Origin of the sequence: Pseudoduganella buxea, from assembly GCF_009720835.1 — a bacterium.
Classification (GTDB): Bacteria; Pseudomonadota; Gammaproteobacteria; order Burkholderiales; family Burkholderiaceae_D; genus Rugamonas; species Rugamonas buxea.
The window spans coordinates 1-24401 of sequence record NZ_WNKZ01000002.1 but is presented as its reverse complement, the minus strand read 5'-3'; the positions used below and the strand labels follow the sequence as shown (position 1 = coordinate 24401).

At 62.7% G+C, this 24401-nt stretch carries 20 protein-coding genes; 6 read left to right on the top strand and 14 right to left on the bottom strand.

The genetic code is table 11. The annotated features are described in order from the left end of the window. Nucleotides 1-16 precede the first annotated feature (16 nt). The 5 genes from GM672_RS01030 to GM672_RS01010 all read right to left on the bottom strand — a co-directional run bounded on the left by GM672_RS01030 (nucleotide 17) and on the right by GM672_RS01010 (nucleotide 5803). Nucleotides 17-1225, bottom strand: a complete 1209-nt coding sequence (locus tag GM672_RS01030) for an ABC transporter substrate-binding protein (protein ID WP_155468674.1) — start codon at nucleotides 1223-1225, stop codon at nucleotides 17-19. A gap of 168 nt (nucleotides 1226-1393) precedes the next feature. After that, nucleotides 1394-2161, bottom strand: coding sequence for an ABC transporter ATP-binding protein (locus GM672_RS01025; RefSeq protein WP_155468673.1), 768 nt, complete (start codon nucleotides 2159-2161; stop codon nucleotides 1394-1396). Beyond that, complete coding sequence (locus GM672_RS01020) at nucleotides 2161-2931, bottom strand: ABC transporter ATP-binding protein (protein ID WP_155468672.1); 771 nt, start codon at nucleotides 2929-2931, stop codon at nucleotides 2161-2163. The genes GM672_RS01025 and GM672_RS01020 overlap by 1 nt, the downstream gene beginning before the upstream one ends. A 197-nt stretch (nucleotides 2932-3128) precedes the next feature. Beyond that, entirely contained in the window at nucleotides 3129-4754 is a 1626-nt protein-coding gene (locus GM672_RS01015) for a GMC family oxidoreductase (RefSeq protein WP_155468671.1), read from the bottom strand. 11 nt (nucleotides 4755-4765) lie between these two features. After that, a complete protein-coding gene (locus GM672_RS01010; protein WP_155468670.1) occupies nucleotides 4766-5803 on the bottom strand; it encodes an NAD(P)H-dependent flavin oxidoreductase in 1038 nt (345 codons plus the stop codon). A gap of 790 nt (nucleotides 5804-6593) precedes the next feature. On the opposite strand from GM672_RS01010, the gene GM672_RS01005 reads away from it, so the two are divergent. Next, complete coding sequence (locus GM672_RS01005) at nucleotides 6594-7301, top strand: 5'-methylthioadenosine/adenosylhomocysteine nucleosidase (RefSeq protein WP_155468799.1); 708 nt, start codon at nucleotides 6594-6596, stop codon at nucleotides 7299-7301. Nucleotides 7302-8147: 846 nt separating this feature from the next. Here the strand turns inward: GM672_RS01005 and putA are convergent. Next, complete coding sequence (gene putA, locus GM672_RS01000; protein ID WP_155468669.1) at nucleotides 8148-11786, bottom strand: trifunctional transcriptional regulator/proline dehydrogenase/L-glutamate gamma-semialdehyde dehydrogenase; 3639 nt, start codon at nucleotides 11784-11786, stop codon at nucleotides 8148-8150. Nucleotides 11787-11994: 208 nt separating this feature from the next. On the opposite strand from putA, the gene GM672_RS00995 reads away from it, so the two are divergent. Both GM672_RS00995 and GM672_RS00990 read left to right on the top strand, forming a co-directional pair. Continuing rightward, nucleotides 11995-12450, top strand: coding sequence for an Lrp/AsnC ligand binding domain-containing protein (locus GM672_RS00995; protein WP_155468668.1), 456 nt, complete (start codon nucleotides 11995-11997; stop codon nucleotides 12448-12450). Between the two features lie 52 nt (nucleotides 12451-12502). Continuing rightward, nucleotides 12503-14044 carry a methyl-accepting chemotaxis protein gene (locus GM672_RS00990; protein WP_229417496.1) on the top strand — a complete coding sequence of 514 codons (1542 nt, stop codon included), beginning with the start codon at nucleotides 12503-12505 and terminating at the stop codon, nucleotides 14042-14044. 147 nt (nucleotides 14045-14191) lie between these two features. Here the strand turns inward: GM672_RS00990 and GM672_RS00985 are convergent, their stop codons facing one another. Continuing rightward, nucleotides 14192-15160 (bottom strand): LysR family transcriptional regulator, encoded by a 969-nt coding sequence (locus tag GM672_RS00985; protein WP_155468666.1) that lies wholly within the window; start codon nucleotides 15158-15160, stop codon nucleotides 14192-14194. Nucleotides 15161-15265: 105 nt separating this feature from the next. Between GM672_RS00985 and GM672_RS00980 the strand changes: the two genes are divergently transcribed. Beyond that, nucleotides 15266-15556 (top strand): hypothetical protein, encoded by a 291-nt coding sequence (locus tag GM672_RS00980; protein ID WP_229417495.1) that lies wholly within the window; start codon nucleotides 15266-15268, stop codon nucleotides 15554-15556. 34 nt (nucleotides 15557-15590) lie between these two features. Here GM672_RS00980 and GM672_RS00975 read toward each other — a convergent pair whose 3' ends face one another. The 5 genes from GM672_RS00975 to GM672_RS00955 form a co-directional block, all read right to left on the bottom strand. Beyond that, nucleotides 15591-16181, bottom strand: coding sequence for a chalcone isomerase family protein (locus tag GM672_RS00975; protein ID WP_155468665.1), 591 nt, complete (start codon nucleotides 16179-16181; stop codon nucleotides 15591-15593). 140 nt (nucleotides 16182-16321) lie between these two features. Further along, nucleotides 16322-16579 carry a YfhL family 4Fe-4S dicluster ferredoxin gene (locus GM672_RS00970; RefSeq protein ID WP_155468664.1) on the bottom strand — a complete coding sequence of 86 codons (258 nt, stop codon included), beginning with the start codon at nucleotides 16577-16579 and terminating at the stop codon, nucleotides 16322-16324. 9 nt (nucleotides 16580-16588) lie between these two features. Further along, on the bottom strand, nucleotides 16589-17080 hold the full coding sequence (coaD, locus tag GM672_RS00965; protein WP_155468663.1) for a pantetheine-phosphate adenylyltransferase: 492 nt from the start codon (nucleotides 17078-17080) through the stop codon (nucleotides 16589-16591). Between the two features lie 91 nt (nucleotides 17081-17171). Next, a complete protein-coding gene (gene rsmD, locus GM672_RS00960) occupies nucleotides 17172-17822 on the bottom strand; it encodes a 16S rRNA (guanine(966)-N(2))-methyltransferase RsmD (protein WP_155468662.1) in 651 nt (216 codons plus the stop codon). A gap of 120 nt (nucleotides 17823-17942) precedes the next feature. Then, on the bottom strand, nucleotides 17943-18824 hold the full coding sequence (locus tag GM672_RS00955; protein ID WP_155468661.1) for a DUF6279 family lipoprotein: 882 nt from the start codon (nucleotides 18822-18824) through the stop codon (nucleotides 17943-17945). Between the two features lie 24 nt (nucleotides 18825-18848). Here GM672_RS00955 and glmU point away from each other — a divergent pair, with 24 nt between their 5' ends. Then, on the top strand, nucleotides 18849-20225 hold the full coding sequence (glmU, locus tag GM672_RS00950) for a bifunctional UDP-N-acetylglucosamine diphosphorylase/glucosamine-1-phosphate N-acetyltransferase GlmU (RefSeq protein ID WP_155468660.1): 1377 nt from the start codon (nucleotides 18849-18851) through the stop codon (nucleotides 20223-20225). Here the strand turns inward: glmU and GM672_RS00945 are convergent, their stop codons facing one another. Both GM672_RS00945 and GM672_RS00940 read right to left on the bottom strand, forming a co-directional pair. Then, on the bottom strand, nucleotides 20226-20828 hold the full coding sequence (locus GM672_RS00945) for an acyl carrier protein phosphodiesterase (protein ID WP_155468659.1): 603 nt from the start codon (nucleotides 20826-20828) through the stop codon (nucleotides 20226-20228). 695 nt (nucleotides 20829-21523) lie between these two features. Beyond that, nucleotides 21524-21994, bottom strand: a complete 471-nt coding sequence (locus GM672_RS00940; RefSeq protein ID WP_155468658.1) for an Lrp/AsnC family transcriptional regulator — start codon at nucleotides 21992-21994, stop codon at nucleotides 21524-21526. 143 nt (nucleotides 21995-22137) lie between these two features. On the opposite strand from GM672_RS00940, the gene glmS reads away from it, so the two are divergent. Next, complete coding sequence (gene glmS, locus GM672_RS00935) at nucleotides 22138-23967, top strand: glutamine--fructose-6-phosphate transaminase (isomerizing) (protein ID WP_155468657.1); 1830 nt, start codon at nucleotides 22138-22140, stop codon at nucleotides 23965-23967. Nucleotides 23968-24401: the final 434 nt, after the last annotated feature.

Below are 24401 nucleotides of genomic sequence, written 5' to 3'. Positions count from 1 at the left end.
TCGGCCTAGCTTGCCCTTACTTCCACAACGCGCACTTGGTTTCAGCCTTCTTCATGTACGCCTGCTCGCCCGGGATCGTGGCCACGAGCTTGTAGTAATCCCATGGGTATTTCGATTCCGACGGCTTTTTCACTTCCATCAGGTACATATCGTGCACCATGCGGCCGTCCGGACGGATTACGCCGTTCTTCGTGAACATGTCGTTGATGGGCGTCTTTTTCAGGTATTCCATCACCTTGTCGGAATCGTCCGTGCCGACGGCCTTGACGGCTTTCAGGTAGTTCGACGCGGCCGAATAATCTGCCGCCTGCAGCATCGACGGCTCCTTCTTCATCTTGGCGAAGTAGCGCTTCGACCAGGCCCGGGTTTCCGGATTGGCGTCCCAATACCAGCCATCGGTCAGGTACATGCCCTGCGTCGCGTTCAGGCCCAGGGAGTGGATATCATTGATAAATATCAACAGGCCAGCCAGTTTCATTTTCTTCGTGATGCCGAATTCGTTGGCCGCCTTGATCGCGTTGATGGCGTCGCCGCCGGCATTGGCCAGGCCCAGAATCTGCGCCTTCGAGCCCTGCGCCTGCAGCAGGAACGACGAAAAATCCGATGCCGACAGCGGGTGCTTGACGGCGCCCAGCACGCGCCCGCCACCGGCCTTGACGACATCGGCCGTGTCCTTTTCCAGCGAGTGGCCGAAAGCATAGTCGGCCGTCATGAAGTACCAGTCCTTGCCGCCCTGCTTGACGATGGCGCCGCCCGTGCCGCGTGCCAGCGCCACGGTGTCATAGGCGTAATGCACGGTGTACGGCGTGCACTCCTCGTTGGTCAGGCGCGAGGAGCCGGCGCCGATCGAAATGAAGATTTTCTTCTTGTCCGCCGCCACCTTGGCCATGGCCAGGTTGGCGCCGGAATTGGTGCCGCCGATCAGCATGTCGACGCCCTGCTGGTCGAACCATTCACGTGCCTTGGAGGCGGCGATGTCGGCCTTGTTCTGGTGGTCGGCGGAAATGAATTCCACCTTCTTGCCGACGATGACGACCCCCGCATCGGCGATGGCCATCTTGATCGCTTCGGCGCCGCCGGCACCGTCGATATCGGTGTATAGCCCGTTCATATCGGTGATGAAGCCGATCTTGATGGTGTCGCCCGATACCTGGGCCTGTGCTGCGAAGGAGACGCCCATTGCGCAGATGGCAAGGGCGGCAGTGGCGATAGCTGTGCGTTTCATTGAAAAGTCTCCATTGGGTGAGACAGCGCCCCCTGCCCGTTCCAGCACGGACGATACGCCGACGTGGCGTGCCGCTGCCTGCTGGTGCTGGCGAAGTTGGCGCTGTCCTAAAGCTGTCAAAACGCAGCCGCCGGTGGCTGCGTCCGCTTTTCTGTTGTTATTGCCTGCTCAAACGCCAAGAAGCTCGGTCAGCACCGGCATCTTGTCTTCCAGCTCGGATGCAGCAAAGGTCTCGACGATCTGACCGTGCTCCATCACGTAAAACCGGTCCGCCAGCGGCGCGGCGAAACGGAAATTCTGTTCGACCATGACGATCGTGTAGCCCTTCGCCTTCAGGGTCTTGATCATGCGCGCCAGGCCCTGCACGATGACGGGCGCCAGGCCCTCGGAGATTTCATCGAGCAGCAGCAGGCGCGCGCCCGTGCGCAGGATGCGGGCCACGGCCAGCATCTGCTGCTCGCCACCGGACAGGCGTGTGCCCTGGCTGTTGCGGCGCTCCTTCAGGTTGGGGAACATGTCGTAGATTTCGTCGATGCTCATGCCTTTCGCATCGCCCTTCAGCACGGGCGGCAGCATCAGGTTTTCCTCGGTCGACAGCGACGAGAAAATGCCGCGCTCCTCGGGGCAGTAGCCGATGCCCAGGTGGGCCACCTGGTGCGTGGGCAGGCCCAGCGCTTCCTTGCCGTTGACCTTGATGGAGCCGGTGCGGTTGCCCGTCAGGCCCATGATGGCGCGCAGGGTGGTCGTGCGGCCGGCGCCGTTGCGGCCCAGCAGTGTGACGACTTCGCCCTGCCGCACCGAGATATTCACATTGTGCAGGATATGCGATTCGCCGTACCAGGCCTGCAGGTCGCGGATTTCCAGCGCCGTGCCGGCCGCCGGCTGCACGACCGGCTGGTCCGTGGCGATGGGAGCGGAGTGGATGGTGGCCGTCATCAGTGTGCTCCCGCCAGTTCGACCGCTTCCGTGCCCATGTACGCCTCCATCACCTGCGGATTTTTCGACACCTCGGCATAGCTGCCTTCGGCCAGCATGGCGCCCCGCTGCAGCACGGAGATCTTGTCGCAGATACCGGACACCACGCTCATATTGTGTTCCACCATCAGGATCGTGCGTCCGGCGGACACCTTGCGGATCAGCTCCGTCACGCGGTGGACGTCCTCGTGACCCATGCCCTGGGTGGGTTCGTCCAGCAGCATCAGCTCCGGTTCCATCGCAAGGGTCGTGGCGATTTCCAGCGCGCGCTTGCGGCCATACGGCATGTCGGCCGTGATGGTGTCCGCGAACCCGCTCAGGTCGACTTCGGCCAGCAGCTGCATGGCGCGGTCATTGAGCTTGTCGAGCGACTTTTCGCTGCGCCAGAAGTGGAATGTCGTGCCCAGCTGGCGCTGCAGGCCGATGCGCACGTTCTGCAACACCGTCAGGTGCGGGAACACGGCGGAAATCTGGAACGAGCGGATGATGCCCATGCGCGCGATCTGCGCCGGGCGGGCTGCCGTGATGTCGATGCCGTTGAAGCGGATCTGGCCGGACGTCGGCACGAGGAACTTCGTCAGCAGGTTGAAGCAGGTGGTCTTGCCGGCCCCGTTCGGGCCGATCAGCGCATGGATATGCCCGCGCTGGACTTGCAGGTTCACGTCGCTAACGGCCGTGAAGCCCTTGAAATCCTTGGTCAAGTGACTTGTTTCCAAGATGAAATCCGACATCGTGTCTCCCCGATATTCTCTGGAACCGCGCACCCGCGCTGACGGTGGACGGCGATTTTCCTTTACATCTTGCTAAATTTTTTTTTGATCATACACAGAACAATTTTTCGTCACAATACCGTATAACTACCATAAACTTTTGACTTTTTGCTATGTAGCGACGCAATGTTGCGGTTCCGGACAGAGGGGTAATCCGCTCAGCGGCGCGCCGCCTGCAACAGCTGCGCGGCCCGCTCGGCAATCATGATGACAGGCGCATTCGTATTCCCGGACGTGATCGTCGGCATCACGGACGCGTCCACCACACGCAGGCCCGCCACGCCGCGTACCCGCAATTGGCTGTCCAGAACGGCCAGCGGATCGTCCGGCTTGCCCATCTTGCAGGTGCCGACCGGGTGGAAAATCGTCGTGCCGATCGACCCGGCAGCCTCGGCCAGTTCCTCGTCCGTGCGGAAGTGCACGCCCGGCTTGTACTCCTCCGGCCGATAGTGCGCCAGGGCGGGCGCGGCGGCGATGCGGCGCGTCAGGCCCAGTGCGGCGCAGGCCACGGCACGGTCTTCGGCCGTATTCAGGTACATCGGCGTGATGCGGGGCGGCGCGTAGGCGTCGCCCGAGCCGATGCGCACATGGCCGCGCGACGTCGGCCGCAGGTTGCACACGCTGGCCGTGAAGGCGGGAAAGGTGTGCAGCGGTTCGCCGAAGCGTTCCAGCGACAGCGGCTGCACGTGGTATTGCAGGTTCGGCGTGGGCTGGTCCGCGTGGGAACGGGCGAACGCCCCCAGCTGCGACGGCGCCATCGACATGGGCCCGCTCTGGAACATCGCATACTCCAGACCAATGCGCAGCTTGCCCAGCCAGTGGTTCGTCATCGTGTTCAGGGTTTTGGCGCCCTGCACCTTGAAGATCATGCGCAGTTGCAGGTGGTCCTGCAGGTTTTCGCCCACGCCGGGCAGGTCCGCGACGGGGGTGACGCCGGCCCGCTGCAAATCGGCGGCCGGGCCGATGCCGGACAGTTGCAGGATCTGGGGCGAGCCGATGGCGCCCGCGCACAATAAGGTTTCGCCAGTAGCCTCGGCCGTCCAGCGCGTGCCGCCGCCCGTGAACTGCACGCCGCGGCAGACGGCACCGCCCTCGCCCGCCGCCACCAGCAGGCGTTCCACGTGGCAGCCCGTCATCAGGGTCAAGTTCGGGCGCCGCGCGGCGGGCCGCAGAAACGCCTTGGCCGTGCTCCAGCGGATGCCCCGCTTCTGGTTCACCTCGAAATAACCGCAACCCAGGTTGTCGCCCTGGTTGAAATCCTCCGTGGCCGGAATACCCGTCTGCGCGGCCGCTTCGCGGAAGGCGTTCAGGATATCCCACGACAGGCGTTGTTTTTCCACCCGCCATTCGCCGCCCGCACCGTGAAACGGCGTCGCACCCCGGTAGTGATCTTCGCTATGGCGAAACAGTGGCAGCACCTCGTCCCAGCGCCAGCCAGGGTCGCCCGTCAGCTCGGCCCAGCCGTCGTAATCGCGGGCCTGGCCGCGCATATAAATCATGCCGTTGATGGAGGAACTGCCGCCCAGCACCTTGCCGCGGGGGTAGATCAGGCTGCGCCCGCCCAGGCCGGCATCCGGTTCCGTGCGAAACAGCCAGTCCGTGCGGGGATTGTCGATGCAGTGCAGGTAGCCGACGGGAATATGAATCCAAACATAATCGTCGCGTCCGCCCGCCTCGATCAGCAGCACGTCCACGTCCGGGTCCTGCGTCAGCCGGTTGGCCAGCACGCACCCGGCCGTGCCGCCACCGACAATGATGTAGTCAAACTGTCCGGCAGATTCCAAGACGGCTCCTTTCAGGACTGGGCCATTTCCGCGACGAGCGTCTCCACCAGCTTGGCGGCGGGCATGCGCCGGGCCCGGGCCACGCCGGTGCCGCACCACAGGGACATCAACTCCGAATCGCCCCGCTTTGCTGCCTCGAAACGGATTGGCCCCGTCAACGCGTTCTGCACGGGATACGGCGGAAACTGGTCTTCCACTGCCGCCATCTGCTGCATGAAACGGTTTTCCAGGCCGCGCGCGTAGCGACCGGAAAATGCCCGCGTCAAGCGCGTCGGGGCATTCCCCGCATGCAGCAGCCGGTGTTTATAGGCGGGATGGGCGCCCGATTCTTCCGTGACGAGAAACGCCGTACCCATCTGCACCGCCGCCGCACCCAGCGCCAGCCGATCCCGGATATCGGCGCCCGTCATGATATTGCCGGCTGAAATCACGGGCATCCGGACGGCCGCGACCACCGCCTGCAGCAGGTCCACGGCGCCCAGGGTCGCGTCGCGTTGGTCACCGATAAACGTGCCGCGGTGGCCCCCCGCTTCGACCCCGGACGCAATCACGGCGTCCGCCCCCACCTCCTGCCAAGCCAGGGCTTCGTCGACCCGCGTGGCCGTGCCGATGACGAAAATGCCGGCCGCGTGCAAGCGGGCCACGTGCTGGGCGCTCAATAGATCGAAGGTAAAGCTGACGACGGGCGGCTTCACGGCCAACAGGGTTTCGAACTGTGCATTGAAATCCTCGCACCAGCGAAACGGCAGTGCCAGGTCGGGCCAGCCCAGCGACGACCAGACGGGTCTGAGCAGTTCGACAGCATGGGCCACTGCCTCTTTCGATGGCTGGGGAGGTTGCTGAACAAACAAATTGACGCAAAACGGCCGGTTCGTCAGCGCCCGGATCTCGGCGACCTGGTGCGCCAGCTTGTCCGGCGCAAGCAGGGAGCCGGCCAGCGCCCCCAGACCACCGGCATTGGACACGGCAGCGACCAATGCGGGAGTACTGGCGCCGCCGGCCATCGGACCCTGAATGATGGGATGAGGAAACAAACACCGCAAATCCATGACATCTCCTGTGGATTGGCCCTGTGGATAAGCCATTGGATATCCACAGGCACCGTTTGTGCGTAAACCAGTTGCCGGCAGGACAGCGTTTTTTTGTCCCAAAACCGTTCCGGAGCCATACAAGGTTTACGCGCCGGGTTGTGCAGCTTGTAAGCGCTTGATTCTAATCCAGATGAGATGGTTATCCACAGAAAAGTGCATCTGTTAACAACTACCACTATTTGTATACAGACTTATTCTTGTAAACCGACGACGCGAAGTTCTGGACTTTTTTTTTGAAAAACCGACCTTGGCGGAATTTCGTCGTTACGGCGTTTTGTTCGAGTGTCGTCCAGACGAACAGTTCAGTGTTGCCGTGTGACGCACCGCATCCTGTAGACGATTTTTTTTGAAACGACGAGATGCGGCGTTCGGTGGAGGTAAGTGAAGGGAAAACGTTGCTGGTATGGAAGAAACCAGGCAGGAAATGCCTGTTTTGCAAGGCGGCTGTGGATAAGGTGATGCATATCCACAGGATCGAATGTGCGTAAACGGCCACTTCGCCTGCAACAGGATTTTTTGTTCAGAACTCATCCTGCCCGGATACAATGCTTGTTCAGCAGGTTTGATTGACCGTAAACTGCTGATTTTGTGGATGTTAACAGCTTTATCCACAGGACAGGCGGCGTTTACTATCTACTACCAGTTTATATAAATACTTTAATCTAATGTAAACCCGGAAACGGAAACCTTGGAAAACCCGCCGCGAACACACCAAAACCCCATGAATTCGACCAATTCGAGCAAAAAAATGCGCCTGGGAATCATTTCAGCCTTGGCGGAGGAGCAACATGGCCTGATCGACGCTATGCAGGACGCGATAAAAGTGACGCATGGCATGCGTGACTACACGACGGGAACGTTGTGGAACATCGATGCCGTGGCTGTGCTGTCGCGGATCGGCAAGGTCGCTGCCGCGATGACGGCCGCGACACTTGTGGAAAAGTTCGGTGTTACCCACATCATCTTCACGGGCGTGGCCGGCAGTGCAGACTTTGCCGTGCGGGTAGGCGATGTGGTCGTGGCCGAATCGCTGGTCCAACACGATATGGATGCGTCGCCCCTGTTCCCCCGCTTCGAAGTTCCGCTGACGGGGCTGACCCGCCTGCCCACGGACCTGGAACTGTCGCGCCAGCTGGCTGGCGCTGCCCGCCGCTTTCTGGACAACGAAGAAAACGTCGTGCAACTGCACCGTGGCATGATCGGCAGCGGCGACCAGTTCATCAACGACGGCGTGCGCCTGGCGGCGCTGAAGGATGGGTTGCCGGATTTATTGGCGGTAGAAATGGAAGGTGCCGCCGTGGCCCAGGTCTGTTTCGAGTTGAATATTCCGTTTGCCGTCATCCGGACGATTTCCGACAACGCCAACGAAAGCGCCGCCACGGACTTCATGCACTTTGTCCAAACGGTGGCGTCGCGCTACGCCTTCGGCATCCTGCGCAATTTCTGCCAGGGCTAGCGGCAGGACCTGTGGAGAACCGGCCTGGTTATCCCCAGTCACGTTCGCCATACCCTGTCCCGCCCCATAAAACGTCACCCAACGCATTCACAGCCCTGCTACGCGGCGCAAACGGCCGAGTTCGTGTCCACCGTGGGGTCAGACCCCGACATGGACACAGGCTCATCTGGACCGTTCCTAGTCAACTGACTGCCGAGGCTGTGCCGACTTCGGTGCCTGACCCCAATGTCGACACAGGCTCAGCCTATGAAACCTCTTTCGGAAGCGTCCAGAGCACCCATACGGCACGCAAATGGCCGAGTTCGTGTCCATGTCGGGGTCTGACCCCAAAGTGGACACAGGCTCATCTGGAGCGTCCTGGGATGTCGACAGCCGGTTCGTGTCGACTTTGGTGCCTGACCCCGATGTCGACACAGGCTCAGCCTATGAAACCCCTGGCGGAAGCGTCCAGAGCGCCCGTACGGCACGCAAATGGCCGAGTTCGTGTCCATGTCGGGGTCTGACCCCAAAGTGGACACAGGCTCATCTCGAGCGTCCAGGGGTACCCAGTCGGGTTCGTGTCGACTTTGGTGCCTGACCCCGATGTCGACACGGCCTTAGCCTATGAAACCCCTCAGGGAAGCGCCCAGAGGGCCCGCACGGCACGCAAATGGCCGAGTTCGTGTCCATGTCGGGGTCTGACCCCAAGGTGGACACAGGCTCATCTGGAGCTTCCTGGGGTGCCTAGCCGGGTTCGTGTCGACTTTGGTGCCTGACCCCGATGTCGACACGGGCTGATCGGTAGGGACGAAAAAAATGGCGCGAAATTCGCGCCATTCGGTGTTGCAGAGGTTGCGGACGAAATGCTTATGCGCCCAAGGTCATCAGGCTGGCATTGCCGCCTGCGGCTGTCGTGTTGACGCACAGGGCGCGCTCGGCGATCAGGCGCCACAGGGGGATCGCGCCTTCCGCCGTCGTGTCGATGACGCTGATCAGGGCGCCGTCACGGTCAGCCAGTGGCACGCGCAGCTGCGGCGCCAGGCTTGACTCCACCAGGGCGATCTGGAAACCGTCCTTCAGGGCGTCCAGGCTGCCCACCACTTGCAGGCGGTCACGCACGGCCAGGGGCAGGTCGGCCGGTACCAGGCTGCTGGACTGGGCCACGACGATGGCGCGGTTGCCGGTTGCCAACACGGCCGCCAGCTGGTTCAGTAAACCATCCGGGCTGGCCGCGAAGCAGGCGACTGTACCCCGGGCTTCGTAGCGCAAGGTGTTACGTTCGCCTGTGGGGCCTGGCAGCACGATTTCCGTCGCCAGGGGCGTCGTGTGCACGTATTGCTCGGCCAGGGCCGCCAGCCGGGCTTTGCCCTGGTTGTTGGCCCACACGACGAGGGCATCGATGCACGGCGACGACTGGCGCGCGTGCGTTTCCACCGGTGGCGCGGCCCGTTGCAGGCGCTTCAGATACAGGGGACCGCCCGCCTTCGGGCCCGTGCCGGACTTGCCTTCGCCACCGAAGGGCTGCACGCCGACGACAGCGCCGACGATATTGCGGTTCACGTAGATATTGCCGACATGGGCACGCGACGTGATGTAGTCGATCGTCTCGTCGATGCGCGAATGCACGCCCAGGGTCAGGCCGAAGCCGCTGGCGTTGATCGAAGCCACTACTTTCGGCAGCTCGTCGCGGCGGTAACGGATCACGTGCATGACGGGACCGAACACTTCCTTCGTCAGCTCGTCCAGCGAACGGATCTCCAGCACGGTAGGCGGCACGAAGGTGCCGGCGGCACCGGCCGGAATGCCCAGCGAGAAATGGGCCACGGCCGAGCGCTTGGTTTTTTCGATATGGGCCAGCAGGTTCTGCTGCGCTTCCGTGTCGATGACGGGGCCGATGTCCGTTACCAGGCGGTCCGGGCTGCCGATATTGAGCTCGGCCATCGCGCCCTTCAGCATCGTGATGGTTTTATCGGCAATGTCTTCCTGCAGGAACAGCACGCGCAGCGCCGAGCAGCGCTGGCCGGCACTGTCGAAGGCGGACGACATCGCGTCCTGCACCACCTGCTCGGGCAGCGACGAGGAATCGACGATCATCGCGTTCTGGCCGCCCGTTTCGGCGATCAGGGGAATATCGCACTGCTCGGCCACGGCGCGCTTGGCCAGGGTGCGGTTGATCAACTGGGCCACTTCGGTCGAGCCCGTGAAGATGACGCCCTTGACGCGGGCGTCGTTGCACAGGCCAGCGCCGACGACATCGCCCTGGCCCGGCAGGAATTGCAGGGCCGCACGGGGAATGCCGGCTTCGTGCAGCAACTGCACGGCGCGGTGGGCGATCAGCGGCGTCTGCTCGGCCGGCTTGGCCAGTACGACGTTGCCGGCGGCCAGTGCGGCCGCCACCTGGCCCGTGAAGATGGCCAGCGGGAAGTTCCATGGACTGATGCACGTCACGGGGCCCAGCGCCAGCACGTTGGTCTGGTGCCGGATTTCCTCCGCGTAGTAACGCAGGAAATCGACCGCCTCGCGGATTTCGGCAATCGCGTTCGGCAACGACTTACCCGCCTCGCGGATGGCCAGGGCCATCAATTCGAGCTGGTGAACTTCGTACAGGTCCGCCGCGCGCAGCAAGGCATCGGCCCGCTCGGACGGTGCCACGGTCTGCCAATCCATCGCGAACGCTGCCGCGCCAGCCAGTGCCCGCTCGACATCGGCGGCGGTCGCTTCCGTCACGTGGCCAACGATATCGCCATGCTGGGCTGGATTGCGTACGGGTTGGGCAATGGCTGCGGCATCGCTGGTCTCAACCAGCAGGGGCGCAGCCGTCCACGTCCGCGCTTGGGCCAAGGTGGCGGACACCTGACGCAACACGTCCTCGTTGGACAGGTCGATGCCGGCCGAGTTCCGTCGTGCAGGTCCGAACATGTCCAGCGGCAGCGCGATGGCCGGATGGGGCGCACCCTGCAGCGCGCGCGCGACGTCCAGCGGGTTGACGATCAGCTCGTCGACAGGGATGCTTTCGTCGACGATCTGGCTGACGAACGAGGAATTGGCGCCGTTTTCCAGCAGGCGGCGCACCAGGTAGGCCAGCAGCGTCTCGTGCGTGCCGACGGGGGCATAGATGCGGCAGGCCTTGCCCAGATTGGCGTCGCCCACCACCTGGTCGTACAAGGTCTCGCCCATGCCGTGCAGGCACTGGAATTCATAGTCCTCGATGCCGTCCTGCTTGGCCCACGTGTAGATGGTCGACAGGGTCTGGGCGTTGTGCGTGGCAAACTGGGGATAGATGACGTCCGTCGCCGCCAGCAGGCGCTGGGCGCAGGCCAGGTAGGACACGTCCGTGTACACCTTGCGCGTGTAGACGGGATAGCCGGGCATGCCTTCCACCTGGGCGCGCTTGATTTCCGCATCCCAATAGGCGCCCTTGACGAGGCGTACCATAAACTTGCGGCCCGAGCGTCGCGCCAGGTCGACCAGGTAGTCGATCGCGAACGGGCAGCGCTTCTGGTAGGCCTGGACGACAAAGCCGATGCCGTCGAAGCCGGCCAGGTCGGCATCGAAGGCCATCGCTTCCATCAGGTCCAGTGACAGTTCCAGGCGGTCGGCCTCTTCCGCGTCGATGTTCAGGCCGATGTTGTACTGCTTGGCCAGCAGCACGAGTGAGCGCAGGCGCGGCAGCAGTTCCGTCATCACGCGGTCACGCTGGGCCCGGCTGTAGCGGGGATGCAGGGCCGACAGCTTGACGGAAATGCCGGGGCCGTTGCGGATGCCGCGGCCGTTCGACGCCTTGCCGATGGCGTGAATGGCCGTCTCATACGATTTGTAGTAGTTGGCCGCGTCCGCTTCCGTCAGCGCCGCTTCGCCCAACATGTCGTAGGAATAGCGGTAGCCGCGCGCTTCGTTGTCGCGGCCGTTGCGGATGGCTTCATCGATGGTCTGGCCCGTCACGAACTGGTTGCCCAGCATGCGCATGGCCAGGTCGACGCCCTTGCGGATCAGCGGTTCGCCGCCCTTGGCGATCAGGCGCGTGATGGCCGAGCCCAGTTTTTCCTCGCTGCTCGAGCCCACCAGCTTGCCCGTGACGAGCAGGCCCCACGTGGCCGCGTTGACGAACAGCGACGGCGATTCGCCCAGGTGCTTGCGCCAGTCGCCCTTGCTGATCTTGTCGGCGATGAGGCGGTCGGCCGTGGCGCTGTCGGGAATGCGCAGCAACGCTTCGGCCAGGCACATCAGTGCCACGCCTTCGTCCGACGACAGCGAGAACTGGTGCATCAGCGCATCGACGCCGGATGCGCGCGTGCGTTTTTCCCGCACGGCCGTCACCAGGCGGCGTGCCAGCGCCTGGGCCTGGCCTGTCGTGGCGGGGCCGCCGTCGCGGATCTGGCCCAGCAGCCACTGCACGGCCGTGGCTTCGTCACGGCGGTAGGCGGCCGTGACGGCGGCGCGCAGCGGGCTGGGGTCGCGCAGGATTTCGTCCTGCAGGGCGGCAAAGGGGGCGGCGAGAGCGTTCATCGTGGATTTGTGCAAAAAATAATTGTGTTGGGCGTACGTAACAAAACACGCCCGGCAAACAGGGTTTGCGGAGCGTGTCAGGCGTAAAACGCGAATGATTCGATTGTATCGGGGAATCTTCTGGATTAATTCTGGTATTGCTGGGGGCTAGCAATACATAGTTTTTGGTGAGAGAATTTAACCAAATAAAATTAATTAGGGGATTTGAATGCTGGACAAGATTAGTAAAAAGATCCTGATGGAGCTGCAAAGCGACGGCCGCATCAGCAATGTGGAGCTGGCCGCACGGGTCAACCTGTCGCCGGCGGCGTGCCTGGAACGGGTACGCAAGCTGCACGAATCGGGCTACATCATGGGCTACACGGCCCAGCTGAACCCGCAGCTGCTGGATGTGTCGCTGCTGGTGTTCATCGAGGTGGTACTGGACCGCACCACGCCGGAAGTCTTCTATGCCTTCAAGCATAGCGTACAAGTGATTCCCGAGGTGCTCGAATGCCATATGGTGGCGGGCGGTTTCGACTACCTCGTCAAGGCACGCGTGAAGGACATGGCGGCCTACCGCGAGTTCCTGGGCAAGACTTTATTGCAAAAAGGCGTGCGCGAAACCCATACTTATGCTGTGATGGAAGAAGTAAAGAACACAAGCAAGTTGCCGATCAAATAGACGAGTCCGCTCCGGCCGGCTCGCAAGGGGTTAGGACATGAAGCGGGTGGACATGAAGCGCATTCGAGCCTTGCGGCAAGGCGGCTGGATCCTGGCGGCCACGGTGGCCGGTGTCGCACCGGCGTGGCTGATCGGCGGCACCGCGGCAGTGTTGCCGGCGGCCGTGGCGGCCCTGATGGCCGCCGGTGTCGCCGGCGCGGCGATGCGCCCCCGGCGCGACAGCGGCGTGCACCGCTTTGCCCGCACGGTGGGCGAGGAAATCGACGCCATCATGATCGGCGCGGCCGAAACCTCGTATTTCGTCGATTCCGTCAAGACCAAGATCGGCCAGGATGTCGAAACGGCCAGCGGCATCGTCGCCAGTTCCGCCCAAAACGCCCGCACCACCGTGCAGGTGGCGGCCAATGCCGAGCGCGCGTCCCTGGTGGCCCACCGCGTGCGCGAAGAAACGGTGGCGGGCCGGGCCGAGGTGGACAGGGGCTTGCGGCGCATTTCCGGCGCCAGCAGCGATGCCCAGGTGGCCGCGAACATGATGGCGGACCTGCAGCAGAAGGCCAGCCGCATTGCCGGGTTCACGGAGGCCATTTCCGAGATTTCCGCCCGCACCAATCTGCTGGCGCTGAACGCTGCCATCGAAGCGGCCCGGGCCGGCGAACAGGGCCGCGGCTTTGCCGTCGTCGCCGGCGAAGTGCGCCAGCTGGCCCAGCGCACCCAGGCCGCCACCGATGAAATCAGCCAGATGGTGCGGGCGATTAACGAGCAGGCGCAAACGGCCAGTAGCGGCATGGCGTCGTTGGCGGCTGCCGTCACGGACGCGGCCAGCAATGTGCAGACGGTGCACGGCTTGCTGGACAATATCGCCCGGTCGTCGGCGGAATCGGAGAAGGAAATCGACGCCATCGCCCACGCCTCGCGCGAGCACGTCGCCACGGCCCAGGTGATTGCTGACGCCATTACGAGGATTCGTGACAGCATGCTGTCGACGGACGGCGAATTGCCCCGTGTGGCGAGCTCGGCGATGGCATTGGCGGAACGGGCGGAAATCATTGCCGGCGCGCTGGCCGAAGCGGACGTGGCCACGCCGCACGACGCCATCCGCGACGCCGCCATGGGGGCCGCCCGCGACGTTGGCGCCCTGTTCGAAAAGGCGATCGCCTCAGGGCGGATCAGCCGGGAAGCACTGTTCGACCGGCGCTACCGGCCCATTCCCGGCACCGACCCCGTCAAGTACAACACACTGTTCGACGCTTTCACGGACGACGTGCTGCCGTCCCTGCAGGAAACGTTACTGGCGGCCATGCCGCAGCTGGCCTACGCGGGTGCCGTCGATGACCAGGGCTATTTCCCCACCCATAACAAGAAGTTTTCGCAGCCGCTGACGGGCAATTACCAGGTCGACATCGTCAACAATCGCACCAAGCGCCTGTTCAGCGACCGCACGGGCAAGCGCTGCGGCAGCAACACCCTCCCTTTCCTGCTGCAAACCTACAAGCGCGACACGGGGGAAGTCATGCACGACCTGTCCGCCCCCATCTACGTCAACGGCAAGCACTGGGGCGGCTTCCGCATCGGTTACAAATCCGGCCACCACTGACACGGTCGCGGCCGTGGTCAGTAGGTATCGTTCTTCTGTCGACATCGGGGGCAGACCCGGATGTGGACACGAACCCGGCTGTTACTGCAGACGAGCTCGTGTCTATGTCGGGGTCTGACCCCACGGTGGACACGAACCCGGCCGTGATCAGTAGGTATCGTTCTTCGGTGACGTGCCCGGGGCCGTGCGCTGCACGACCGAGTTCATGCCTTCGAGGTGGCCGCGCAGCCATTTGTGGGCGGGGCTGCGGGCGTCGCGTTCGTGCCACAGCATGTCCAGGTGGACGGCCGGCAGCTGGAACGGCAAGTCCTTGTAAATCAGCGCGTCCGTCATGCCGGTGGAGGCGATCAGGTGCTTCGGCAGTACCGTGATCAGGTCCGAGTTGGCGACGACGCGGCCGGCCGTGAAGAACTGGTTGACCGTCAAGAGGATGCGGCGCTCGCGCTGGATCTGGGCCAGTGCTTCGTCCACCAGGCCGTGGGCGCGGCCGGAAAAACTGACCAGCAGGTGGTTGGCGGCGCAATAATTGTCCAGAGTCAATTCCTGCTGGGCCAGCGGGTGGGTGCGGCGCATCACACAGACATAGGTGCCCGAATACAGCCGCTCGTGGCGGATCGGCGTCGCCGTTTCATACGACAGCTGGGCCGCCACGCCGGGGAAGAAGCCGACGGCCAGGTCGATATCGCCCCGCAGCAGCATCGGGCGGGGCTCGCGCGTCGTCAGCGGCATCATCCGCACATTGATGCCCGGCGCATCCCGTTCGATCGAGCGCATCAGCGAAGGCAGCCACATGGCCGCCGTCGCGTCCGCCATGGCGAGGCGGAAGGTGGCGTGGGCCTTCGACACATCGAAGGTGCCGGGCGCCACAGCCGCTTCCAGCGACGCCAGCGCGCTGCGCACGGCCGGCCACAGCGCTTCGGCCCGGGGCGTCGGCTTGACGCCGTAGGCCGTGCGGATCAGCAGCTCGTCACCCAGGCTTTCGCGCAGGCGCTTGATGGCGTTCGACACGGCCGGTTGCGTCATGGCCAGATGGCCGGCCGCCCGCGTCAGGTTCTGTTCCGTCATCACGGCATCGAATACGCGCAGCAGGTTCAAGTCCAGCGTCAGAAAGCTCATGGTGTGTTATTCAGAGTAGTGATGATTAATATTGGGAAACAGAATTGGAATGATATGTTGCGCTGCACTATAGTAGCGTCAGATTCTAAACGCAACCTGAAAAGCATGTCCAATTTCATTTCCGCAGCACAATTCCTCACCACGTTTTCGCTGGTCGAGGCGCTGCAATTCCTGTCCGTTGCCGTGTTGGTAGTGGGTTTTGTCGTCCTGTTCCGGCCCCTGCTGCGCGGACTGGCGCTGGCCGCCTTGCTGGCCATCAAACCACGTCGCACGAAGGAACAGCGCCTGCAGCGTCGCCAGATGCGCGATGCCACGTTGCTCAAGGGCCTGATGAACGCCGCCGACGGCTCGCCCAGCAACGCTGCCGAACTGCGCGCCATGGCGTCCCGCGGCTAAGCTGCAGCCGTCCACGCGGCATGGCCGCGTCTGCTTATTTTCCGCCCAGGAGTTTCGGCTTCAGGGCTTCGTCGGCCGGGTGCTCACCCAGCCAGATGCGCACGATGGCGTTGTAGAACGCCACCTCCTGCACCGTTTCCCCGATCTTCTTGCCGTTCAAGGTGCACACCGTGCCCGTGCCCGGCACCCAATCCACCAGCAGCGTATCGCCCTTCTTCAGGCCGGGAATGGACGCGAACATCTCGCCGAAGGCCTTGGTTTGCGGCAGCAGGCGGATGCGCTCGGCCTGGTCCGTGTTGGCGTTCAGGCCCTTCATGAAGGCGTCGCCGAATTCTTCCGACGTCAGGTCGCGCAGCAGGGCGATGTGCAGGCGGCGCGCACCGTGAACGGCTTGCACGTCGGCCAGGCTGGTTTTCTTTTCCGCCAGGTACAGCCCCAGCGCATAGACCTTGAAGATCACCTTGGTGCGTACGCCTACCCCGTTCAGCTTCAATACCTGGCCGCCGACGGTGGCGGTTTCCTCGAATTTGATGCCGGCGACATCGACGGCGGCAAATGCCGGCGCGGCGGCCATGGCCAGCAGCACGGCGGCGGCGGAAAGCAGTTTTCTACGGGTGAAGGACATACGGTCTCCGGAACGGGTAATCAAGTTGCGTTGGGCAATGCCATCGCAATATACCACCCAACCGGGCCGGTGTTGCAGTGCTGCCTTTTGCGCCGGCGGGCTGGGCGAAAAAGGTGCAAGTGAAGGGTAAGTGACGGGTATCAGGCGGCCTTGGCGGCCTGCAGGCGTTCGTACTTGACGCGCAGCTCGTCTTCGCTCTCGCGCCAGGCGGGATTGAACGGAATGCAGGCGACGGGGCACACCTGCTGGCACTGCGGTTCGTTGAAGTGGCCCACGCACTCGGTGCATTTGTCCGGGTCGATTTCGTAAATTTCCGGACCCATGTAGATCGCGTCGTTCGGGCACTCGGGCTCGCACACGTCGCAATTGATGCAGTCGTCGGTAATCATCAAAGCCATGGCATTACTCTATGCAGTCTTGTTGGCCGCGATTTTCTTCTGCAGCCAGCGGTCCACCGAAGGGAACACGAATTTCGATACGTCGCCACCCAGCTGGGCAATCTCGCGCACGATGGTGCCGGAGATGAACTGGTACTGGTCGGATGGCGTCAGGAACAGCGTTTCGACATCGGGCAGCAGGTAGCGGTTCATGCCCGCCATCTGGAACTCGTATTCGAAGTCGGACACGGCGCGCAGGCCGCGCACGATCACGCGCGCATCATGCTGGCGCACGAAATCCTTCAACAAGCCGGAAAAGCCTTCCACCTTGACGTTCGGATAGTGTCCCAGCACTTCATTGGCGATTTCCAGGCGTTCCTCGAGCGAGAAGAACGGGTGTTTGTTCTGGCTGTCGGCCACGCCCACGACCAGCCTGTCGAACAGGCCCGATGCGCGGCGCACCAGATCCTCGTGACCACGGGTCAGCGGATCGAACGTTCCCGGATAAACAGCTACAACCATTGCGGCTCCCCTGCGTTATGCACCAATCAGACGCGCATTATGCCCTAAATCCAGGCACCGCTTCGAGGACCCCGGATTTGCCGGGTGGGGATCAGGCGCCTTTGGCGCGCAGGCGCAACAGGTGGAAATGCACCAGGCCAGCCTTGTCGAAGCGCACCACTTCCCACGGGGCCAGCCAGTCCGGCGCCTCGCCGCCCCCGCCTTCTTCTTCCTCGCCCATCAGCGGCGCTTCCGCCTCGGCGTAGACCAGGCCACCCTCCTTCACGAGCGCCTGGCACAGCGGCAGCGAACGCTCCAGCAGGTTCAGGCCATACGGCGGGTCGAGGAAGATGACGTCGAAACGCTGGCCACGCAGCGCCAGCGATTGCGCCGCCGCCAGCGCATCGGCCCGCAGCACCGTCACGTTGGCGGCCTTCAGTTTTTCCTTGATGGCATCGAGCTGGCGCACCACGCCCGTGTTGGCATCGATCATCGTCACGGCGCCAGCGCCGCGGCTGGCCGCCTCGAAGCCCAGCGCGCCGCTGCCGGCGAACAGATCGAGCACCTGGGATTGAGACCAGTTGTCCAGCAAATGGTTCAGCCAGTTGAAGACGGTTTCGCGCACCCGGTCCGGCGTCGGACGCAGGCCCAGCGCGTCCAGCACGGGCAGCGGCGTGCGCTTCCAGCTGCCGCCGATAATGCGCACCTGTTTGCTGTGCTGGGGACCGTGGACGGGAACTTTGGCGGGCTTTTTCTTCTGCATGGCGAGGTCGGACAAATAGGACGCGGCACTATATCATGCGCGCCGCCGCCCGAATGTTTCCCGAAAACCGGTGTCCGACCGCTGCGGCGGACCGACCGTTTTCCAGCAACGTTGCAGTCCTTATTTCACCTCGGCCGCCAGGGTCGTGAAATCGTTGATCCAGCCCTGCATGCGCTTGTGCGCATGGGCTTTCTGTTCCGGCGTGGCGATGCGGATCACCGTGTGGACCAGCTCGATCGTGCTGTTCGTGTAGGCGTCGAAGAAGGGCTTGCGCTCGGAATTGTCCAGGCGCGTGAACGATTCCCGGATCAGCGCTTGGATCTGGGCGGTGGCCTGCTCGCGGCTGGGCTTTTCCTGCACGATGCGGCGGGCCAGCGCCAGCACGTTGCGCTGGCGGCGCATGCGTTCATCCAGCCAGATGTTGTTGTCGAGGGGACGGGCGTCCGAGGCGGCGCGAATCGTGTTTTCCTGCTCGTTGGTGAAATTGCCGAACCACAGTTCGAATTGTTCCATCGATTTCTTGTAGCGGTACTTGTTCTGGTCGGCCTTGTCGCCCTTCATGTTCTTCTTGCGGAAATCCGCGTTATTCTTGGCGAACTTCTTTTCCATCTGCTCCAGCTGTTCGGGCTTCAGCGACAGGGCCAGGTCGGCGATGTCCGGGGCTGCCTTCAGCAACAGCGCCTGGGTGCGGGCGCGCACGTCGTTGTAGTCGGCCAGCAGCTCGGCCTGGGTGGGATTGCCCTGCAACTGCTTCTGCGCCTTCTGCAGCACGTGGATATAGTCCTGCAGCTGGGTCTTGCGGTGCCAGCGGAACAGATTATCGATATCCTTCTTGACCTCGCCCCGCTGGCCGTCCTCGAAATCGACATAATTGTCGAGCCACCAATACAGCAGGGTATCGCCATTGTTATATGCCAGTTTCAGCGAACTGCAGGCGGCCACCAGCACCACGGCGGCCAGGATGCACCACGTGCGGAAAGACTGCGTGCTAAACTTTTGCATATTTATAACTTTCGAATCGTCCATATGAACGTTGTCATTCTTGCTGCCGGCATGGGCAAACGCATGCAATCCACTTTGCCCAAGGTCTTGCATCCCCTGGCCGGCAAGCCCTTGTTGTCGCACGTGATCGATACCGCGCGGACCCTTGCTCCGGCCAAATTATGCGTGATATACGGGCACGGCGGCGCCGCGGTGCTGGGCGCGCTGGAACAGCACAAGGCGCGGGGCGGCATCGCCATCTCCGCCGCGCTGCAGGAACCGCAGCTGGGCACGGGTCACGCCGTCATGCAGGGGCTGCCGGAACTGGACGACGCCGTGCCGACCCTGGTGCTGTACGGCGACGTGCCGCTGACGACGAGCGCGTCGCTGCAGCGACTGGTGGAAGCGGCCGGGCAGGACAAGCTGGGCATTCTCACCGTCGTGCAGGCCGATCCGTACGGCCTGGGCCGCATCGTCCGTGAAAACGGGCGCATCGTGCGCATCGTCGAGGAAAAGGATGCCAGCGCCGAGGAGCGCCGCATCCAGGAAATCAATTCCGGCATCATGTGCGTGCCGACGGCGCGCTTGAAGCAATGGCTGGGCAAGCTGCAGAACAATAACGCCCAGGGCGAGTACTACCTGACCGATATCGTCGCCCAGGCCGTGGCCGACGGCGTCGAAGTGGTGTCGGCCCACCCGTCCGCCGAATGGGAAGTGCTGGGCGTCAACAGCAAGGTGCAGCTGGCCCAGCTGGAACGCATCCACCAGAACAACCAGGCGCTGGCGCTGCTGGAACGGGGTGTGACGGTAATGGATCCGGCCCGCATCGATATTCGCGGCGAGCTGGTGTGCGGGCGCGACGTGACGATCGACGTTGGTTGTGTGTTCGAAGGCAAGGTCGAACTGGCCGATGGCGTCACGATCGGCGCGCACAGCGTGCTGGTCAATGCGAAAATCGCTGCCGGTGCCCAGATCAAGCCGTTCTGCCATATCGAACAGGCCATTGTCGGCCCCGCCTCCATCATCGGGCCGTATGCGCGCCTGCGCCCCGGTACCGAGCTGGGCGAGGACGTCCATGTCGGCAACTTCGTCGAAATTAAGAACAGCCAGGTGGCCGCGCACAGCAAGGCCAACCACCTTGCCTACGTGGGCGACACGACGGTGGGCTCGCGCGTCAATATCGGCGCCGGCGTCATCACGTGCAACTACGATGGTGCCAACAAGTTCCGCACCGTTATCGAGGACGACGCCTTTATCGGCAGCGACAGCCAGCTGGTGGCCCCCGTTACCGTCGGTGCTGGCGCCACCATCGGTGCCGGCACGACCCTGACGAAAGATGCCCCGGCCGGGAAGCTGACGATTTCCCGTCCGAAGCAGCTGACCGTCGACAGCTGGGTCCGCCCCGTCAAGACCAAGAAGTAATCAAGATTCGGCCATCATCAGTTCTTCCCGCCGCGCCGCGGCAAACGCGATCAGCTGCGGGAAGAATCGGTCGAACCCCTGCGTGATGGCATCCTGGTGCGCGACCAGGTCCTGCACACCGTCACGCAGCAGCTCGCCATTGCGGCTCAGGCGGCGCGACACCCGCGCCACTGTCTCCACCACGCCGTCGAATTCCATGTATCCCCCCAGCCAGTCCTGCCGCACCAGGTAAGGCAGCATGTCGCGCAGCCGCGCCGGCAGCACCGCCTCGTGCGCCATCAAGGCCCGGTAGAAGCGCGCAATCAATTCCTCGCGGGGCACGGCGCAATAGCGCCCCCAGTCCTGGCTCAGCACATGGTCATAGAACACGTCGAGCACGATGCCGGCATAGCGCCGCCGCCCTGCGCCGAACAGTTCCCGGGCCGATACGACAATGGAGTGGCTGTCCGTGTACGTATCGACATGGCGGTGCAGCATGATCTCGCGTGCGATCTCCGGCGGGTAGCTGGCCATGTCGCCGGCCTTGACGAAGTCGCCCAGCATGGCGCCGACCATGGCCGCGTCGCTGTGCCGCGCCAGGTAGATATGGGCAAGATAATTCATGCGTCATTCTAGCCGCCCCGCGCCCGAGCTGCTTGTGGAGAACTTTGTGGGTAAGCCCCGGAACAAGCGGTGTGTAAACAGTGCAGAACTGCAATGTGGAGCTGGACTGCTTTGGCGCTGGATGCTCTCTGGAAAAGTGGGGATAACTTTGTGGGCAAGCCGGTGAACAAGAGTTGGAAAAGCTGTGGGCAGCACTGTATCGTGGGTTTCTGCCACAAAAACAGGCACGGCGACTGGTGTATAACCGTGTGGACAAGCAGTCGATAAGTTGTTGATAGGAAGCTTGTCAATACGCGCGGCTGCGGTGCTGATTGCGCTGTGGGCAGGTCCGGCGCGCCTTGGGCCTTTTTGTGCCTCCGGGGTGCGCGCAGCGCAACTTTCTATATGATTGACGGGCACGAGAAATCGGCACCTGCAAAAACGTTGTTGTTCACAGCCATCCCGATGTTGCCGCCTTGTTCGGCAGCCGGGCGCCAGGCCGCTTCCAGCCTGGCGGTGCTGGGCCCGCGGCTGTGGGCAACCCTGTGGGCAGCGGTCGAATAAGGCTGTGTAAAGCTGTGTGTAACTATCCCAAAGCAGTGGATGACCCTGTGGAAGACACTGTGGGCAAGCCGGTAGCAAGATGTTGACAAGCACCGTATAAGGCTGTGGGCAGGCTGTGTGCAGCCGGTGAACAAGTTGGGATAACCCGGTTGCTACAGGGCGATGCGCGTTTCGAACTTGCTGCGGAAGGTCGAAAAATACGTCTTCACATTGCGCACATTGGCGTGGCTGGTGAACAGCCGGTGCGCCAGCGCGTGGTAGGCCGGCATGTCCGCCACCTGCACGATCAGCACGAAATCCGGCCCGGGCGAGACCCGGTAGCACTGCAACACGGCCGGCTCCTGCGCCACATGCCCCTCGAACTCGGCCATGCGGTCGGCCGCCTGCACGTCCAGGGTGATGTCGACGATGGCCGTCAGCTGCGTGCCCACTTTTTCCGGCGCCACGATGGCCACCTGGCGGGCAATGACACCGTGATCGCGCAATTGCTTGACGCGGCGCAGGCAGGTGGGTGCCGACACGTGCACCAGTTGCGCCAGCTCAGTATTGGTCAAGGCGGCGTCCGATTGCAGGGCATTCAGGATGCGGCGGTCGACATCGTCCAGCTCAAATGGCGTATTCATAAAATTTTTGAATAAAAATGAAAGATAATTTCGTAACGAAAGTGACATGAAATATTCTTTCATATATGTGTACATTAAGAAAGCTTATTTCGAGCGCACTCTACTACGATAGCGCCATTCCATCTTTCATTGCAGAGGTCACCATGTGCGGCATCGTCGGCGCAGTAGCGCAACGTAATATCACCCCAGTCCTGATCGAAGGCCTGAAGCGCCTCGAATACCGCGGCTACGACTCCTGTGGCGTCGCCCTGCATGTGGACGGCAAGCTGCAGCGTTCGCGCAGCACGTCGCGTGTGGCGGACCTGGAAAAGCAGATGGACGAAGTGGCCCTGCAGGGCTTCACCGGTATCGCCCACACCCGCTGGGCCACGCACGGCGCGCCGGCGTCGCACAACGCCCACCCGCACTTCTCGCCCAGTGACGAGAACGCTCGCATCGCCCTGGTTCATAACGGTATCATCGAAAACCACGACGAACTGCGCGCCGAGCTGCAGCAGCTGGGGTATGTGTTCCAGAGCCAGACGGATACCGAAGTGATTGCCCACCTGGTCGAACACATGTACACCGGCGACCTGTTCGAGACCGTCCAGCAGGCCGTCAAGCGCCTGCACGGGGCCTACGCCATTGCCGTGTTCAGCCGCGAAGAGCCGCACCGCGTTGTCGCCGCCCGCCAAGGTTCGCCGCTGATCGTCGGCCTCGGTAAAGGCGAGAACTTCGTCGCCTCCGACGCCATGGCCCTGGCCGGCACGACCGACCAGATCATCTACCTGGAAGAAGGCGACGTCGTCGACCTGCAACTGGGCCGCACGTGGATCGTCGATGTCGACGGCCGCCCGGTCGAGCGTGAAGTAAAAACCGTGCACGCCCACACGGGCGCGGCCGAACTGGGCCCGTACCGCCACTTCATGCAGAAGGAAATCTTCGAGCAGCCGCGCGTGGTGGGCGACACCCTGGAAGGCGTCACGGGCATCATGCCGGAACTGTTCGGCGACGAAGCCTATAAGGTCTTCAAGCAGATCGACCGCGTGCTGATCATCGCCTGCGGCACCAGCTACTACGCCGGTCTGACGGCCAAGTACTGGATCGAATCGATCGCCAAGGTGCCCGTCAGCGTGGAAATCGCCAGCGAATACCGCTACCGCGACAGCGTGCCGCACCCGGACACCCTTGTGGTGACGATTTCCCAGTCCGGCGAAACGGCCGACACCATTGCCGCGCTGAAGCATGCCCGTTCGCTGGGCATGGAGCACACCTTGACGATCTGCAACGTCTCCACCAGCGCAATGGTGCGCGAGTGCAAGCTGGCCTACATCACCCGCGCCGGTGTCGAAGTGGGCGTCGCCTCGACCAAGGCCTTTACCACCCAGCTGGCCGCGCTGTTCCTGCTGACCCTGTCGCTGGCCCAGGTCAATGGCCGCCTGACGGACGAAGAAGAATCCGCCCACATGAAGGCCATGCGCCACCTGCCGTCGGCCATCACCGCCGTGCTGGCGCTGGAACCGCAGATCATTGCCTGGGCCGAGGAGTTCGCCCGCAAGGAAAACGCCCTGTTCCTGGGCCGCGGCATGCACTACCCGATCGCGCTGGAAGGCGCGCTGAAGCTGAAGGAAATCTCGTACATCCACGCGGAAGCCTATCCGGCAGGCGAACTGAAGCACGGCCCCCTGGCCCTGGTGACGGAGGAAATGCCGGTCGTCACGATCGCCCCGAACGATGCGCTGATCGAAAAGCTGAAGTCGAACATGCAGGAAGTGCGCGCCCGCGGCGGCCAGCTGTACGTCTTCGCCGACGTCGACTCGCGCATCACGTCGGGCGACGGCGTCCACGTCATCCGCCTGCCGGAACACTACGGCTGCCTGTCGCCGATCCTGCACGTCGTCGCCCTGCAACTGCTGGCGTACCACACGGCCCTGGCCCGTGGCACGGATGTGGACAAGCCGCGCAATCTGGCGAAGTCGGTGACGGTGGAGTGATGGCTTCGGCTGGGTAACGAGCTTGTGATGAGGCTAAATTATGTTTGTCAATCGCAGATTATGTGTGTCAGCTACAATCTACGTTTGTCAAACTAGACTGAATAAACAGCATAAGACAGTCACAAGAATTAGCAGCCCATGTGTGCCATGATCTGGACGCATGGGCTTTTTCTTAGCGCTTTGCTCTGGACAGAGCTTAACTGCCAAATGTTGTAGGAAATTTCGACAGTGATCGCGGAATTTTGCTGTCGATGAACAACTATTGCGTTGAACCCTCTCAGCGATACATGTGCGTGGATTGACCCACTGAATCGCCACGACTATCGTAGACACTCCTGAGCCATAATGTCGGGCACAAGGAGAAGATATGAGCGGTAAGCGGTACACAGAGGAATTCAAGATTGCAGCGATCAAGCAGGTGGCGCAGGGCGGTC